At 40.5% G+C, this 16035-nt stretch carries 16 protein-coding genes; 10 read left to right on the forward strand and 6 right to left on the reverse strand.

The window, feature by feature from the left end:
- Positions 1 to 88: 88 nt before the first annotated feature.
- On the reverse strand, positions 89 to 1105 hold the full coding sequence (locus tag ACS8FA_RS24965; protein WP_420229372.1) for an arginase: 1017 nt from the start codon (positions 1103 to 1105) through the stop codon (positions 89 to 91).
- 30 nt (positions 1106 to 1135) lie between these two features.
- Entirely contained in the window at positions 1136 to 2230 is a 1095-nt protein-coding gene (gene ocd / locus ACS8FA_RS24970) for an ornithine cyclodeaminase (RefSeq protein ID WP_439265378.1), read from the reverse strand.
- Between the two features lie 168 nt (positions 2231 to 2398).
- Between ocd and ACS8FA_RS24975 the strand changes: the two genes are divergently transcribed.
- The gene (locus ACS8FA_RS24975) at positions 2399 to 2830 is read left to right on the forward strand and encodes an Lrp/AsnC family transcriptional regulator (protein WP_057761040.1); all 432 of its coding nucleotides are present in this window, start codon (positions 2399 to 2401) and stop codon (positions 2828 to 2830) included.
- Between the two features lie 271 nt (positions 2831 to 3101).
- Here ACS8FA_RS24975 and ACS8FA_RS24980 read toward each other — a convergent pair whose 3' ends face one another.
- A complete protein-coding gene (locus ACS8FA_RS24980) occupies positions 3102 to 3827 on the reverse strand; it encodes a GntR family transcriptional regulator (protein WP_191113992.1) in 726 nt (241 codons plus the stop codon).
- A 337-nt stretch (positions 3828 to 4164) separates the two neighbouring features.
- Between ACS8FA_RS24980 and ACS8FA_RS24985 the strand changes: the two genes are divergently transcribed.
- The 7 genes from ACS8FA_RS24985 (at position 4165) to ACS8FA_RS25015 (ending at position 11323) form a co-directional block, all read left to right on the forward strand.
- Entirely contained in the window at positions 4165 to 5454 is a 1290-nt protein-coding gene (locus ACS8FA_RS24985; RefSeq protein ID WP_439265380.1) for an SLC13 family permease, read from the forward strand.
- A gap of 578 nt (positions 5455 to 6032) precedes the next feature.
- Positions 6033 to 7046 (forward strand): Bug family tripartite tricarboxylate transporter substrate binding protein, encoded by a 1014-nt coding sequence (locus tag ACS8FA_RS24990; RefSeq protein ID WP_296211377.1) that lies wholly within the window; start codon positions 6033 to 6035, stop codon positions 7044 to 7046.
- 116 nt (positions 7047 to 7162) lie between these two features.
- Positions 7163 to 7618 carry a tripartite tricarboxylate transporter TctB family protein gene (locus ACS8FA_RS24995; RefSeq protein WP_102092303.1) on the forward strand — a complete coding sequence of 152 codons (456 nt, stop codon included), beginning with the start codon at positions 7163 to 7165 and terminating at the stop codon, positions 7616 to 7618.
- Positions 7619 to 7623: 5 nt separating this feature from the next.
- A complete protein-coding gene (locus tag ACS8FA_RS25000) occupies positions 7624 to 9129 on the forward strand; it encodes a tripartite tricarboxylate transporter permease (RefSeq protein WP_102092302.1) in 1506 nt (501 codons plus the stop codon).
- Positions 9130 to 9315: 186 nt separating this feature from the next.
- A complete protein-coding gene (locus tag ACS8FA_RS25005) occupies positions 9316 to 10089 on the forward strand; it encodes a sulfite exporter TauE/SafE family protein (protein WP_439265017.1) in 774 nt (257 codons plus the stop codon).
- A 280-nt stretch (positions 10090 to 10369) separates the two neighbouring features.
- A complete protein-coding gene (locus tag ACS8FA_RS25010; RefSeq protein WP_261871192.1) occupies positions 10370 to 10789 on the forward strand; it encodes a TetR family transcriptional regulator C-terminal domain-containing protein in 420 nt (139 codons plus the stop codon).
- Between the two features lie 255 nt (positions 10790 to 11044).
- Entirely contained in the window at positions 11045 to 11323 is a 279-nt protein-coding gene (locus ACS8FA_RS25015) for a peptidylprolyl isomerase (RefSeq protein WP_102078430.1), read from the forward strand.
- Positions 11324 to 11547: 224 nt separating this feature from the next.
- Here ACS8FA_RS25015 and ACS8FA_RS25020 read toward each other — a convergent pair whose 3' ends face one another.
- A complete protein-coding gene (locus ACS8FA_RS25020) occupies positions 11548 to 12057 on the reverse strand; it encodes a pirin-like C-terminal cupin domain-containing protein (protein ID WP_439265020.1) in 510 nt (169 codons plus the stop codon).
- Here ACS8FA_RS25020 and truC point away from each other — a divergent pair.
- Together truC and ACS8FA_RS25030 are read left to right on the forward strand one after the other, a co-directional pair.
- A complete protein-coding gene (truC, locus tag ACS8FA_RS25025; protein ID WP_439265021.1) occupies positions 11947 to 12720 on the forward strand; it encodes a tRNA pseudouridine(65) synthase TruC in 774 nt (257 codons plus the stop codon). The two genes, ACS8FA_RS25020 and truC, sit on opposite strands and share 111 nt — an antisense overlap.
- Positions 12721 to 13009: 289 nt before the next feature.
- Positions 13010 to 13828 (forward strand): hypothetical protein, encoded by an 819-nt coding sequence (locus tag ACS8FA_RS25030; protein WP_439265023.1) that lies wholly within the window; start codon positions 13010 to 13012, stop codon positions 13826 to 13828.
- A 527-nt stretch (positions 13829 to 14355) separates the two neighbouring features.
- Here ACS8FA_RS25030 and ACS8FA_RS25035 read toward each other — a convergent pair.
- Together ACS8FA_RS25035 and ACS8FA_RS25040 are read right to left on the reverse strand one after the other, a co-directional pair.
- Positions 14356 to 15228: an alpha/beta fold hydrolase gene (locus ACS8FA_RS25035; RefSeq protein ID WP_439265024.1), complete on the reverse strand. Its 873-nt coding sequence runs from the start codon at positions 15226 to 15228 to the stop codon at positions 14356 to 14358.
- A 7-nt stretch (positions 15229 to 15235) separates the two neighbouring features.
- A complete protein-coding gene (locus ACS8FA_RS25040; RefSeq protein ID WP_227673240.1) occupies positions 15236 to 16027 on the reverse strand; it encodes a class II aldolase/adducin family protein in 792 nt (263 codons plus the stop codon).
- Between the last annotated feature and the right edge of the window lie 8 nt (positions 16028 to 16035).

Genomic DNA, 16035 nt, shown 5'->3' on the forward strand with positions numbered 1-16035 from the left:
TACTCGCAGTCCCTTTTTAACCAACCTAAAGAAGGTTTTAACAAACCCCTTTAGGCTAGATTCTTTTACTCATTTTGAATATTCAGTACTAGTAATTGCTCAAAAGTGTGTGGGTCACTTTCTCTAAAATTTTAAATATTCTGGTCGAGTCATCTTTTGAGTTGTTGTACAAAGGATTTATCTCTGCCATCTCCCAGCAGCATACTTTCTTGTTCTTAATTAACTCTATATTAAGTTGCATCGCTTGCTCGTATGACAAACCATTCATTGCAGGCGTACCGGTGCCTGGCACATATAAAGGGTCGACACTATCAACATCAAATGACACGTAGATATGATCGCAATATTCTAGTTTTTTGAAGATTTCCTCTACGGTAGAACTGATGCCTTTTTGGGTTATCTCAGCCACGCTATATAAAGGGATTTTATGTCTTCTAATTAGATCCATCTCTTCTTCTTGATAATCTCTAACCGCACAAAACACCACATTTTCTGGCTTAATTGATGGCTCGCTTGATGCCATAAACTTCAATTTTTCCCAATACTCTTTTTCTTTTTCAGAAAGCTCGTTACGCTGACATTCCAAATTATCAATGGCACAAGCCATTGCCAAAGGCATGCCATGCATATTTCCTGATCCGCTGGTATATGGTGAATGGAAATCAGCGTGTGCGTCTATATAAACCACACCGATTTCAGCATCAGGATGCGCCATTTTTAGACCATGCATCGTACCTGCACAGCTAGAATGATCGCCTGCAATAACAATCGGAAATTGATTCTCATTTCTTATATCTTTGATTTTATGCGCCAATTTAGAAATGACAGGCTCAATTACATCGGCGTATTTTGCATGCTTAAATGACGACTCTTCTGCATGTATATATTCATTTTTTATACTATCAAGTTGCAATTTTTCATAGTAGTCTGCATTCATCTCTTTTGATGACGCGCGCAATGCATCGATTCCTAGTGACGCGCCTTTTTTATGCCCTGCGACGTCTGAATAAACTTCTACTATTCGCACGTTTTTCATTAAATCATTCATTATTTTGTCTCTATTAAATAAAACAATTTTTTCATCATTTGAGTCCACATCTGGCATTGAACTCCTATTTTTCTATATTCAAATGACTTATGATGCGGCCATCGCTTCATCTGTCTCTAGGCTACGATTTTTGCTATGAGCTTTGACGACCGAATAGAGGTTTTTAGGGTCTTGTTGCTGAGGAATCAAGTCAAGCAGCTCATATGCATCCTGCTTTTTGATCAAATCACGCAAAAATACCAAAGCCGTAAAATCTTCTGAGGCAAAACCAACACCATCAAATACAACCAAGTTATCTTCATTGGTGCGTACTGCTTTTTCACCATTTACGATGCGGTGGAACTCTGTCACAGGGAAATCCTGAGAGAGCTGTTGAATATCGCCTTCAATACGGGTTTGCGGTTCAAACTCCACAATGACATGATCGGCTCTTAACAAGATGTTGGCATCCAACTCTGTTTTGCCAGGGCAGTCACCGCCAATGGCGTTAACATAGACGCCTTTTTTGACCATATCATCACGGAGAATGGTGGCGTTTTTCTTATCTGCGGTACAGGTAGTGATGATATCTGCACCTTCAACCGCCTCTTCTACCGTTTTGCAAATAGTAATCTCTAGGCCTGAATCAGCAAGGTTGCGCGCTACTTTTTCAGATGCGGCTGGGTCGACATCATATAAACGCACTTTTGAGATACCCACGACTGCCTTCATACCCATTGCTTGGAACTCACCCTGAGCACCATTACCGATGAGCGCTAAAGTCTGAGCGGTTTTGGGTGCACAATGCTTGGCAACCAGTGCAGAAGTCGCTGCCGTACGCAAGGCGGTTAAGATACACATCTCTGTCAGCAGAATGGGATAGCCTGTATCGACATCAGACAACAAGCCAAAAGCGGCTACCGTCTGCAAATCGCGCTTGGTGTTGATCGGATGACCATTGACATATTTACACGCAAACATTTCACCATCGCTGACAGGCATCAACTCTATGACGCCGTCTTTGGAATGAGAAGCAAAACGACTGGATTTTTCAAAACTATCCCAACGAGAAAAATCTTGTTCTAAAGCATCTACCAATTCTTTTATGGTCTGTTCTACACCATAATTACTAATGATTTCAGCCATCGCCTGTACGCTAACAAATGGTACACCCTGCTTCTGTGATACGATAAATTTAGACATTAATTTTGCTCCATTCCATGAATATTATTTATTTAACCGACAATTAATATGCTACCAATTATAATTGTCAGTTAAAATGTCAATAATTTACTAAATATGGACATTTTTTTGACACATTGTTAGGTATTACTTAGCAGAATGTCAAAATCCAATGAAGGAAGCACTTTTATGGCGTATTACACTTATGACTCTTTAGATAGCGAACTGATATCTGAACTTCGACAAGACGGTCGAGCAACCATCTCCAACCTTGCTAAAAAACTCAAAGTCTCTCGTGCCACTGTCCAAAACAGATTGGATAGACTGATTCACAACGGTGCTATTTTAGGATTTACGATTCGAGTGCATGAAGCACTAGATAAAGAAACGGTCAAAGCGATGATGATGATTGAAGTAACAGGAAAGTCTACTTCACAAGTGATTAGGAAACTGCGGGGTATTCCGCAATTGATTAAGCTACATACGACCAACGGGGCATGGGACTTGGTAGGAGAGATACATACGACGAGTTTGAGAGAATTTGATGAAGTGCTGCGTCAAGTCAGAGAGATTGATGGCATTTTGAATAGCGAAACAAGCGTTCTGCTTTCGAGTTTGTAGTGTAACTGAACTCATAATCACATAAGCGATGCTGTTTATCTGATAGATATTGACTTAGGATGTTGTGACTAGGCCGCCTGAAGGTAAACGTAAAAAGAATATATTGGCGTTTTATAACCTAGATTTTTTAGTTTTTATTTGACTGGTACAATAAAACTAAAGAACGTATCTTTTACTACGTTCTTTAGTTTGAAAACACGATGATACCTTTAACTCAGACGATAGCTTACCTGAGCTTGAGACAAGAAATCTACTAACGGCTTACTATTTATTAAATAATATTAACTTCATAGCTGAACTTCTCTGCCATTCCATATGACTCTCTATATTCGATAGGATCACCTTCTAGACTCTTAGCAATACGGCATACCTTCACTAGGTTTTCTTGCTCATTATTATCTAAATAAGGGTCTACGTGATTGGCTACAAAAAATAAAGTCTCTACGGCAGATGAGACAAACTGGCCACACTTAGTATAGTAGAACGGATATAGCAGATTCTCAAAATCTTCAGGCTCTAGATTTACAAAGGCTTGATAACGACTCTTAGGTAACCAGATTTTTTCACTCAGCGAAACTTTGCCCTCAATGATACGTACACGTTCTATATAAATAAGCGCTTTATTCTTACCAATATCTAGCTTTTCATTAATCTCTTCAATACCCTCTATTACCATGACCTTTTTGACCACGCCTGTCGGTGTCGCATAGCAGGCATCTTTATCACGAAATTTGAAAAACCGTAATAATGAGCTTTCAAAATCTGGACGCTTTAGAAAGGTACCTCTGCCTTGATACTTGGTTAACACACCATCGTCGACCAGCTTTTCAACCGCTTTTCGAACGGTTCCGACTGATACTTGATACTTGTCTGCAAACTCCTGCTCAGTCGGTAAAGGTGTGTTTTCATCCCATTTGCTTTCTGTTAATAAAGTCAAAATGTGCCATCGTACTTGCTCATACCGTGGTATTTTAAATTTTTCTAAATTTTTTAGCATTATTTCACCACAATTTAAGGGGGTTATGAATTGTTTTACTGTTTTTAAGCATTGTTATCATTCTAGAGATTGGAATATAACGGAGTACTCTATCTTAAGCGCTAAGAAAACCTTATATATCATTGCAATACTAACGACTGTCTGGCACTTTGTGGGCAATCTTATCTAATTCATATTACTTTTTTTGCTATTATTCCACTTATTTATACGTGCATTTCAGGCTTATACGATTCTGTAATCTAGAAAGTTGTTTGTCAATATTCTCGTAATGCTCTTTACCTATAGAAGTCAATACAGCTCTCTATAAAATTCATGTAGTTAAGCTCAAAGGACAGTAATGACTCTTTATATTCTAGCCGCAATAGTAATATGTATTATTTTGGGCTATACCACCAAGATCAATATTGGTCTATTTGCTATTGCATTTTCATACCTCATCGGCTGTTTCGGGATGGGAATGAGCGCTTATGAAATTGTTGAGCTGTGGCCTCTCAAAATTTTCTTTGTTATTTTTGCCGTTACTCTCTTCTATAATTTTCCTTTAGCGAATGGCGCTTTAGAAAAACTATCAAATCATTTGATCTATAGATGCCGTCATTTCCCCGAGTTTTTACCCTTGGTTATTTTCTTTGCTGCTACCATCGTTGCTGGCTTAGGGGCTGGTTATTACACCGTCTTAGCCACGATGGCACCTATGATTTTGTTATTGTCTAAACGTACTAATTTGAATCTTGTCATTGCTACCTTATCTGTTAACTATGGTGCATTGGCTGGTGCTAACTTTATCACCTCACAAAGCGGGGTTATCTTTCGAGAGCTGATGCGCGGGGCCGGCGTTGCAAATGATAATACCTTTACTTATGTTTTAGGTGTCTTCGCAGTTACCTTTCTCATGCCAGTGATCGTCCTAGGTATTTATTGCTTTTTTAATGCCAAAAATAGCAAAATTGCGATTCAAACGATAGTACCAGAGCCTTTCGATAATAAGCAAAAACAATCTATTATGCTGATTTTTATAATGATGGCTATCGTGCTTATTGTACCCATCTTAAATCTACTAATGCCTAACATAGAAGCAATTCAGTTTTTGAACGCTCGGATTGACATTGGTTTTATCGCCATTATTTTTGCCTTAATCAGTTTATTATTAAAATTAGGGGACGAAAAAACAGTAATTGGCTTAATCCCCTGGAATACACTTATTATGATTTGTGGGGTCGGTATGCTGATCGGCCTTGGCGTCGAGATCGGTGTTATTTACGAGCTAACAGAGTGGCTAAGTACCAACGTCCCTATCTGGATGATACCAATTTTGGTATTTGTTATTAGCGCAATCATGTCAATCTTTGCTAGTACACTTGGCGTGGTCGCTCCTACTCTATTTCCTATGGTACTGCCTTTAGCCGTCGCCTCTGGACTTAACCCTCTATTGTTATTTACTTGTATTGTGGTGGGAGCACAAAGCTCATCCCTTTCTCCTTTCTCATCAGGAGGTAGTCTAATGTTGGGCGCTTCTCAAGTAGTTATAGAAAAAAACAAGCTATTCAATGCGCTACTATTCAAAGCGGTACCCTTAGATATTGGTATTGGCATATTAGCAATTTTCATTATCCAGCTGCTGTTTTAACTAACATGTATTCTTATGTTGAGAATGGGAACACGCTCTACCCTTAAGCAAACCCCTCCCAAAAGACAGTTTTGAAACAGCTGTCTTTTGACTAACATATACGACCAAATTTCTTAAATACCTAATAAAGTGCCCGTCATGGCGCTTAGTCTCATCTCACTGAATTCATCTACCGAGTTAGCTCTTTTCCTTATCCAAAAAAACATGCCCTAGCACATTTTTAACATCGCTCTCATGGTTGTCAATACCTATAAGGCATTGTATTCATTAGTTTTTATCGACATCATCATCTTGTATTCGGAAGGTTTTTCTGTCTTTTCTTTCCCTTGATACTAAGGCGATAAGTAATTTTGTATCAGTCATTGTGATAGTACCTTAAAATAAAATTCATGTATACATACATATGTTTCTTGTTATTTCTATAATATTCTGTTACTTTTGCAAAACGCTAAAAACTCTACTTTTATGAAGTTTAGTAGTTATTGTCAGGATGATCTGAACTTCATCTGTCATCACTTAATTATTTTGCTCAGAATTCTATTGAGCTATTCATTAAAAATACACACAAGGAGTGTCGTGTGAACAAACTATCCTATTTGGCTCTTGGCCTTTCTGTACTCACCCTTACCGCATGTAATAAATCTGATACGACAGCATCTGATGCCAGTTATGACGCCCCTTCACGTCCAGAATGTATCGCCCCAGCAAAACCAGGCGGTGGCTTTGACTTGACTTGTAAACTTGCTCAAGCTGGCCTAAGAGATACCGGCCTATTAGAAGATCCAATGCGAGTCACTTATATGCCAGGCGGCGTAGGTGCTGTTGCTTATAACAAAATCGTTGCCAATGATCGTGCTAATAACGATGCAATCATTGCTTTTTCTACTGGCTCTATCCTAAATTTATCGCAAGGTAAATTTGGTAAATTCACCGAAAAAGACGTGAAATGGCTAGCAGCCGTTGGTACTGATTATGGTGCTATCGCTGTCAATGCAGACTCACCTATCAAAGATTTGGCAGGATTGGTTGCTGAGCTTAAGTCAAATCCAAAAGCAATCAGTTTTGCCGCTGGTGGTAGTGTTGGTGGTCAGGACTGGATGCAGACAGCTATTTTAGCTAAAGCGGTTGGTGTTAATCCTAGCGATATGACTTATGTTGCAATGGAAGGTGGCGGCGAGGCTATTACAGCGGTCATGGGTAACCATGTGACTGTCGTAAGTGCTGGTATCGCTGAGATCATGCCACAAGCTACTGCTGGCAAATTGCGTGTATTGGCCGTATTCGCAGATGAAAGATTGGGCGGCACTATGGCAGATATTCCTACTGCTGTAGAGCAAGGCTATGACGTTACTTGGCCTGTCATGCGTGGTTATTACATGGGTCCAGATGTCAGCCCTGCCGCCTATGACTGGTGGAAAGCAAGCTTTGATAATATGCTTGCGGATCCAAAATTCGCTGAATTACGCGAGCAGCAAGAGCTACTACCATTCTCTATGACTGGTGATGAGCTAGAAGCATACGTTTATAAACGTACCGGTGAGCTACGTGAATTGTCTGCTGAGTACGGTCTTGTTGATGCTGCAGCTAAGTAGCATTACCCAGATCATATCCCCTTAATGATTGAATACTGATTTTTATAGTATTTATCGAAGGTTGACAGATGAGACATCTCTCAACCTTCTTATTTTGGAATTTAAGGAAAACTTCTATGACAATGGAACGTGCGTTTTCTGGATTAATGGGGCTGTTTAGCTTATTTTTGGTCTATTTAGCTATTGGTTACGTTGCTCCTATTGCCTATGATCCTATCGGCCCTAGACCCTATCCTATTTTGATTTTCTCACTTACGGCGCTTTTGACCTTGGTTATTGCCTTTCGTCCAGCACGATTTACGAAAGTCATCGATTTGGGCTATAACAACGTCGTGCTTAGAAATCTTGTGCTGTGTGTCAGCGCATTATTGATTTATAGCTTAATTTTTGAGCCTTTAGGTTTTGTGATTGCTACCACACTGATGTGTTTTGCGGTTGGTTTACTATTTGCCGGAAATCCTATTAAAAGCCTTATCTTTTCAGTTGTGATCAGTATCGCCCTGTATGTCTTATTTGACATGGCTTTGGATGTGATTCTGCCACTTGGAATATTATCAGGAATAATGGGATAGCTATTATGGAAACTTTTGACTTTTTAATGCAAGGTTTTGGCGTAGCGATGTTGCCCAAAAACTTACTGATTGCACTCATTGGCGCTTTTATTGGTACAGTTGTAGGCATGTTGCCTGGCCTTGGCCCTATTAATGGTGTGGCAATTCTATTGCCTTTTGCCTTTGCCCTTGGTCTACCACCCGAGAGTGCACTTATCTTACTGGCGGCTGTTTATCTTGGTTGCGAATATGGCGGTCGTATTTCTGCCATTCTACTTAACGTGCCTGGATCTGCCGCGGCGGTTATGACCTCATTAGATGGTAACCCGCTAGCGGTTCAAGGCAAGGCCGGCATCGCCTTATCCATCTCTGCAGTTGCCTCGTTTATTGGTTCTACGATTGCGACCATTGGTGTGGTGTTGTTTGCCCCTCTATTGGCTAAATGGGCAGTGTCTTTTGGACCTGCTGAATACTTCGTATTAATGGTATTCGCGATTTGTTGTTTGAGTGGATTGGTTGGTGATCAGCCTATCAAAACAGCAGTGTCAGCGTTAATTGGCTTGGGTCTGGCTACTGTTGGTGTCGATGCGGTCACAGGTATCTATCGCTATACCTTTGATTCAGTCAATTTATCTGATGGTATTCAGTTCACAACGATCGTTATTGGCTTTTTCAGTGTCAGTGAAATCTTAATTTTGCTCGAAAGAACCAGTACCGGTGGGAAAATTATCGCGCAAGGTAAGCGTAGCTTATTCAACATAAAAGAATTTCTCTTCACCATTGGCGCCATGGTGCGTAGTGGCATAATGGGCTTTTTCGTTGGTATTTTGCCTGGTGCAGGTGCGACTATCGCGAGTGCGATGACCTATGCTAGTGAACGCAAAATTGCTGGAGACAATGGCAAATTTGGTGAAGGCGATCTTCGTGGCTTAGCATCTCCAGAGGCGGCTAACAACGCATCAGCATGTGGTTCATTTGTACCGATGTTGACCTTGGGTGTGCCAGGTTCTGGTACAACAGCGGTCATGATGGGTGCGTTGACTTTATATAATATCACGCCAGGTCCGCAGCTATTTACCGAACAGCCAGACATCGTTTGGGGTCTGATTGCCTCATTATTCATCTGTAACGTTATCTTGTTAGTAATGAATATTCCTTTGGTTGGCGTATTTTCTAAGCTACTTAATGTACCAAACTATATCTTGATACCATCTATTGCTGCTATCAGTTTCGTTGGTGTTTACTCTATCAACAGCACGACCTTTGATATGGTATTCATGGTAGGACTTGGGATATTTGGTTACTTCTTACGCAAGCTACATTTCCCTCTATCAGCCCTTATTCTAGGTTATGTACTAGGAGAGCTAATGGAGTCTAACCTCAGACGTGCCTTGTCTATTTCTCAAGGTGAGATGTCTATTCTATGGAGTAGCCCAATCACCGTATCACTATGGGGTCTGGTAGTTGTCATGATATTCATGCCAATCATTCGTAAAATGTATCGTAAGCGCTTTAAAAAGACTGCTGCATAAGTTCTTGCTAGTTCGTCTCTAAATCTCTCTCCGGCGGTGGTTATACTCTATGTATGGCCACCGTTTTTTTAGAGATAATTTCACCCTACTTGCAATAGTTGTTTAATACTCCTAGCTCTTTTTGTCAGCTGTCCAAAATTAGCAAAACATCACTACTTGATGTCACTTATGAAATAGGATTTTATAGTGCTCTTTGTTTTAGATTTATTGCAAACCATTCCAACTTGGCACTTAGTAGGTTTGTTTGTCGCTGGCATGGTTGCTTTTATTATCTCCACTATATCCGGCGGTGGCGGCGCTATGTTGCTGATACCAGTTACCTCTTCGATGGTAGGGACAGCGATTGCACCACCTGTGATCAACGTGGCTACCTTTCTGAGTAATGCCTCACGACTTTATCTATTTTGGCATGATATTGATTGGTCATTGACCAAGTATTATGTCCCAAGCGCTATCGTAGGTGCATGGCTAGCCGCATTGGTGTTTAGTCGTTTGGACGCAGGCTGGATTCAGTTATTGGTTGGCGCATTTTTAGTCTCGACTATTTTCCAATACAAGTTTGGTAAGGTAAGCAAGACATTTGATATGCCAAAAGTAGGTTTTGTACCTGTGGGCTTTGCCATTGCTTTTATGAGCACCTTGGTAGGTGGCCTCGGCCCTATTCTTAACCCTTTTTATATGAATGCTGGACTAGAAAAAGAAAGTCTTATTGCGACCAAAACAGCTAATTCTTTCTTTGTAGGTATTGTACAAATCATCAGCTACACCTTTTTTGGGATACTCACCGTCAAGATATGGGCGTATGGTCTTGTATTAGGACTGGGCGCCGTGATTGGCAATATCATTGGCAAACGCTTTTTAGCAGGCATTAGTATTAGCCAGTTTAGAATCATGCTACTGATACTAATGGTTATCAGTGGCCTAATAATGATAATAAGAAATATTGATGTGCTGTTCTAGAGAACCTTCCATTCTATGCCATAACTATTCATAGTACATTTGCACAAACAATGACAGTACTTTCACCGCATATATTTTTACCGATTGAATATCTGCGTACAGTATTTTGATTAATTGCATTACAACTTACATTGTTATTGTTCAATCATATAATACCTATAATTCGATAGAATCAATACATGTAAGATATTGTCACTCCATAGCATTTAGTTGATCTACTTTAAAATAGTAGAGGTTGTTCCAAAGTAAAGAAGTTCTGTATGTTGCTGTTTTAGAAAAGGTGCTGAGTAAGTGGTTATCGCCTTTGAGTAAGATTAACGCCAACCAAGATCCAAGGGTTACCCTTAAGACCTATATTGAAGAAAAGTATAAAATCTCAAAAAAATCACCGGCAGCATCAAGACTGTATGCGTTAGAGATTATACAAGGGGCACCTCATTTGATGGCCGTATTAAAAGGCCCTTTGAAGTTTTTGGTTCGTGAAAAGGTGGCAGTGATTGATGGCTGGATTGCAGATAACAAGACTAAGTCCGTGTCTGCCATCCATTTGATTTTCCATATTTGGGCAGTCACTCAGCACTATTCTGATTTTTCTATTCAAACTGAAGCGGTGTGTAATCATAGTTTGAGAAATAAGAAGTTCGCTAATGAGGCATTAAATACTAGCATTCAACTTCTGGTAGAGAGTTTGATTCCGTGATTTGATATGAGTAAAGTACGGCCACCCAACTAGGAAAGCCCCAATCTAAAGATTGAGGTTTTTTTTATGTCCGTCATTTAAGGACTGTAGTTTAAATAAAACACTACATGACTAAAACTTCTTTACTCCAACCCCTATAGTCACGATTGTATAAGGATGACTTGGGAGAACTCAGCACCTACAAGTGAGGTTAGCAACCAATGTAAGTAGTGATATAATATCCTGATAATTGATATTTTATAAAAGGGTTACATTATGGCTCGTACCGCTAGCGCATTGCACATTTTAGTAAAACATAAAGAACAGGCTGAGGACATTATTGCCAAGCTTAAAAAAGGTGCTAAGTTTGATGTACTGGCCAAGCGATACTCAACCTGCCCATCAGGTAAAAAAGGTGGCAGCTTAGGCGAGTTTGGCAAAGGTGATATGGTAGGGCCATTCGATAAGGTTTGCTTTACCGGCGAACTATTTACCCCGCATTTAGTAAAGACCAAATTTGGCTGGCATGTCGTAAAAGTCCTTTATAGAACTTAAGCATAGAACTTAAGCGTTGAAGCTCTGATTGTAAGCCACCTGAGCTATATCTCAAATATTGTCCTGATTCATATATGCTTTAATATCGTGGTAATTATGTGCGAATCAGGATTTGATTTTTGGTCGACCTACCCTTTCTAATCCTTACGTCAAACTCCCCTTATTTTACTTAAGCAGTTTTCTACGAGCTAAGGTGAAATAGTGAGGGGCGAGATAAGTTGTAATCAGCCTTTAAAACCTTTCAGTAGTTCAGGTGCAGGCAAGCGCTTCATATCAGAGTCAACATTACCGAAACGCTCATGACCATTATTCCAATCAACAATAGACTGTTCAATCTCAGCTTTGTTATCAGCTACAAAGTTCCACCACATTAGTACTTGGTTATTCAGCGGTTCGCCGCCAATGAACATGATACGTGTGCCCTTTTTGGCAGCCAGCTTAATACTTTTGTTATTGGCGACATCACTATCATGAAAACGGAATAACTGGTCTTGCTGACAAACCTTGCCTTCGGACTCTACTTCACCTTCTGAAACCAAGATACCGTACTCAAAGCTTGGCTCTAAATTTATTATGCCACTACAGGCACAATAAAAAGGATATATAATTGACGCATCTAAAATATGAGCAATAAAAACATGGATATCGAAGGCAATACTGCTGATCAAATAGAGATTATCTATGAAGATGAGTATATAGTAGCGATTAATAAAGAAGCTGGTCTGTTGGTGCATCGCAGTTGGCTGGACAAAGGTGAGACACGCTTTGCCATGCAGCTTACTCGTGATGCGGTAGGCTGCCATGTGTTTCCAGTACATAGGTTAGACAAACCCACATCAGGTGTATTGTTGTTTGCCAAGAGTTCAGCCGTGGCACGTAGCCTTACCGAAGCGTTTACTGAACGCAAAGTGACCAAGCAATATTTGGCCGTGGTGCGTGGCTTTATGTCTGAACAAGGTACTGTTGATTATGCGCTTAGCTTTAAACCTGATGCCATTGCCGATAAATTTGCGAACTTAGATAAACCTGCTCAAGAAGCGATCACCCACTGGCAAAGTTTGGCACAAATTGAGCTGCCATTTGCAGTATCAAAGAAGCATACCACTAGCCGCTATAGTCTGGTGAGCTTAACGCCTGAAACTGGACGCAAACATCAGCTGCGTCGGCATATGAGACATGTATTCCATCACATCGTAGGTGATACCAGTCACGGTGATATACGTCATACACGATTTTTTCGTACTCACTATGATTGCACGCGTATGTTGCTGCATGCTCAGACTTTGGCGCTCAGCCATCCCGTCACTGGTGAGCCACTAGTACTAAAAGCAGGATTAGACAAACAATGGGTGCGTATCTTAGAAGAGTTCTCTTGGGTAGACAACGCTAAAGCCTAAACTTATCTAAAATAGTCAGTGAAAAAAGCCAAAATACGGCTGCTAAAGGTTCGGTTCCCTAGTGAGGACTTGAATCTTTGGCTGTAGGCTAATGGTATCGGTATATTGAGTTATTTAGGTAGTCGCGGTGTACTTCGTTGTGTACATACCGTGAGCTTTTGGATCATTATTTTTATTTACCATAAGCGCTGTTATGGAAACGATAGATATTATAAGTGTACGGCATTGATGGCAAGGGTCATCTTTAAGCTGGCTGATTAGACCCACTATAAGAATTAGGATAATAAAAGTGAATAAAATAATATTTTTAGCATTGACGAGTTTAATTTTAAATGGATGTAGTCAAGCTGTTACTACACAGCCACCAATTCCTAAAGTCGTCGAATTACCAAAAGTCAATTCAAAGCCAGTTACGACCAAAGCCATTGATTGGTCAAAAATCGATAAGCCAAATAATCTTATCGTTGATAATTTTCCTAAGAAAGTGACCCAACGCTATCAAATTGATGACGTCATTATGCAAGCTGTTATGTCAGACTCTAAAGTAAGTAAAGAACAAGCGATGAGGATTTTGGCAATCCAAGGCGGGGTTCAAGACGAGGGTGTATTGCAAGGTTTATTTGATGAACTGGGTGAAGATCTGGTGGCAGCAAGCTGGGGATTTGCAACACCTGACCAAAAAGGCATTAGAAAAGCTGATAAACCCGTCAGTGATGAAGAAGCTGTTAGAGACTATCGTTTGTTTATTATGACAAAACCCAATGTGAAGGCAGAAATTCATCATTATGTATTTACCAGCAGTGATGCTAAAGATTTTAGCCTTCCGATTCAAATCTTACCGACAAATAACCGCTCAGCGGATGAATCAGTGGCTATTTATGGTGATCAAAAAGTGTCTGAAGAAATTACCATCTTGATTAGAAATAAGTACCGTGGTGAATTGCAATCAATTGGCTATAAACCTAACAACCAAACGACAAATGTGACGATTTTCTTTCCAGAGGGCAACCCTAGCCAAGCTACTTTAGATAAACTAGAGGCTGAATTAGAATCATTAACTAGCTTAGATATATCGATTGAAACAACTCCTAGTAGAAACACTCAATAATTGCCACTGAAGAAATATTGACCCCTGCCGTCAATGCCATACACTCAATCTTGGGATATTTTAGTCAGACAACTAGCGGAAATTTTTTAGGTATACCCCAGCGGAACCAGCTATTTCACCCCAAAAACCTATTAACAGACTACTTAAAACAGACTGGTATAATGGAACCACTTATAACAGCTTTTAAGGATAGTTATATCTGTTAGGCTTTACTCGAGTACTTTATATTCTCATAATACACTTAAAAGATAGTCTCTTAGACTACGCTCCAAAACCTCAAGTTTTTCAAAATATCTTTTTATCAAGTCATCAATATCTTGTAGCACTGCGCATATAGGCCACTTAATGATAATTAGCCATTTGTTAGTGATCATTTTATCAAAAACCTTTTGCACAGCTTTGTGACTACGCTTACAGATATTAGTCTCATTTAGAATGATGCATTTTTTTGAGCGTTAAAGGATGATAAGAGAATAACAAACGCAGAGCACCATTTAATGCCCTGCGTTTGTTAGATTGAACTTTATTTACAGAATACTGCGTCTAAATTGTAAATAGGCCGCTGTGATTGCCACTGCATCTTCTACCTGCGGATAATGGCCTAACATAGGCATATTGGTTATATCAGCATTGGGTATCAGCTGACGATAACGATCAATCATATGCTGACCTGAGATAGGATCTTTGGCACCTGCGATCAATTTCACCGGTACAGTACTGTTGATAATCGCGCCTACCCATCGCTCGCGGTATTGCTGACGCTGTGGCATATAGTTAATCAGCTTATGCATCACACCCAACCCATCATTGTGATTTAACAGCTGCCATAGCGTGTCTATCACCTCTGACGTAGGCGGCGTGTTTGGGCCAAATATCCGCTGTAGACTGCCCGCAAATTTCTGCTTATTAATCAGCTTTGATACCAGAGGACCTAATGGCGATAGCAGTAGTTTCTGCACCAAGATAGGTTTGTGCGTCTCTGGAAACAGGCCACCGTTTAAGAAGCATACGCTAGCAATGTGTCGCTCAGCGCTACCCTCAACTTGTCTTGCTAGCAACTCCTGAGCCACTGTATCACCATAGTCATGCGCTAATATATGATAATCACTGACGCCCAGTTTTTGCAAAACAGCTTGATAAATATCAGCCTGCTCACTGATTAGATAGCGCGCGTTTTTGGGTTTATCTGATAACCCAAACCCTAGCATATCGAGAGTAATAACATAATAGTGCTCGGTAAGCGCATCCCACATACCCTCCCAGTCCCAGCTAGCACTAGGATAACCATGAATCAATAGCAATACAGGCGCACTTTTATCCCCTGCATACCGAGTAAAGACTTGATGCCCATGAATGGATTCATACTGCCCCTGCCGTTGCCATTCATCAAGAGTTATCATTAGCGACTTACTCCTCAAATGATGGGTCAGTACGGCGCAATTTTCTTAACAGTGCAGGCCATGCGATATCACCATTTGCGCCTCGGGTCACTTGCTCTGAGGCAGCTTGGATACCGGCCAATATTTGTGCTGGTATCGGCGTCAATGCACCGCCCCCGCTCTGCGCTTTTATCTGAATCTCACAAGCTCTTTGCATGATATACATGTACAAGAACGCATTGGCAACCGTATCGGCACAGGTGAGCAGACCATGGTTACGCAAAATCATAAAGTGAGCATCACCCAAATCGGCAACCAAGCGTACTTTTTCTTCAGGGTTTAATGCGACACCTTCGTAGTCGTGGTATGCCAAATTGGATAGCGGAAATAATGATTGTTGCGAGATAGGTAGTAGGCCTTTTTCTTGCGCTGAGACGGCAACCCCATCATTTGTGTGCAAATGAATGACGCAATGCGCATCATCACGAGCCTCGTGCACAGCACTATGAATAATAAATCCAGCTGGATTGACATCAAACTCTGATGGCGCTACTTTCTCGCCTGCTTTATTGACCTTGACCAGACTAGAAGCGGTAATCTCTTCAAATAACATCCCGTACGGATTGATTAAAAACTCATCCTCAGTACCTGGTACGCGCGCAGAGATATGAGTGAATACCAGATCATCCCAGCCATAAGAAGCAATCATTCGATAACAGGCGGCAAGATTTACGCGCATCTGCCATTCTTGTTCGCTCATGTTATGGTGTACACTCGAGGTTGAATCCGTTGATGTCGCGGTTTGCATAGTTGTTTGCATGGTGTATT

The sequence above is a fragment of the Psychrobacter sp. 1Y1 genome (genome assembly GCF_051847395.2).
Classification (GTDB): Bacteria; Pseudomonadota; Gammaproteobacteria; order Pseudomonadales; family Moraxellaceae; genus Psychrobacter.

Coding starts and splice junctions, on each gene's coding strand:
- ACS8FA_RS25000 (WP_102092302.1), top strand. CDS start 7,624: ATGGAAACTTTTGACTTTTTAATGCAAGGTTTTGGCGTAGCGATGTTG.
- ACS8FA_RS24975 (WP_057761040.1), top strand. CDS start 2,399: ATGGCGTATTACACTTATGACTCTTTAGATAGCGAACTGATATCTGAA.
- ACS8FA_RS24985 (WP_439265380.1), top strand. CDS start 4,165: ATGACTCTTTATATTCTAGCCGCAATAGTAATATGTATTATTTTGGGC.
- ACS8FA_RS25015 (WP_102078430.1), top strand. CDS start 11,045: ATGGCTCGTACCGCTAGCGCATTGCACATTTTAGTAAAACATAAAGAA.
- ACS8FA_RS25035 (WP_439265024.1), bottom strand. CDS start 15,228: ATGATAACTCTTGATGAATGGCAACGGCAGGGGCAGTATGAATCCATT.
- ACS8FA_RS24965 (WP_420229372.1), bottom strand. CDS start 1,105: ATGCCAGATGTGGACTCAAATGATGAAAAAATTGTTTTATTTAATAGA.
- ACS8FA_RS24980 (WP_191113992.1), bottom strand. CDS start 3,827: ATGCTAAAAAATTTAGAAAAATTTAAAATACCACGGTATGAGCAAGTA.
- ACS8FA_RS25040 (WP_227673240.1), bottom strand. CDS start 16,027: ATGCAAACAACTATGCAAACCGCGACATCAACGGATTCAACCTCGAGT.
- ACS8FA_RS25020 (WP_439265020.1), bottom strand. CDS start 12,057: ATGCACCAACAGACCAGCTTCTTTATTAATCGCTACTATATACTCATC.
- ocd (WP_439265378.1), bottom strand. CDS start 2,230: ATGTCTAAATTTATCGTATCACAGAAGCAGGGTGTACCATTTGTTAGC.
- ACS8FA_RS24995 (WP_102092303.1), top strand. CDS start 7,163: ATGACAATGGAACGTGCGTTTTCTGGATTAATGGGGCTGTTTAGCTTA.
- truC (WP_439265021.1), top strand. CDS start 11,947: ATGAGCAATAAAAACATGGATATCGAAGGCAATACTGCTGATCAAATA.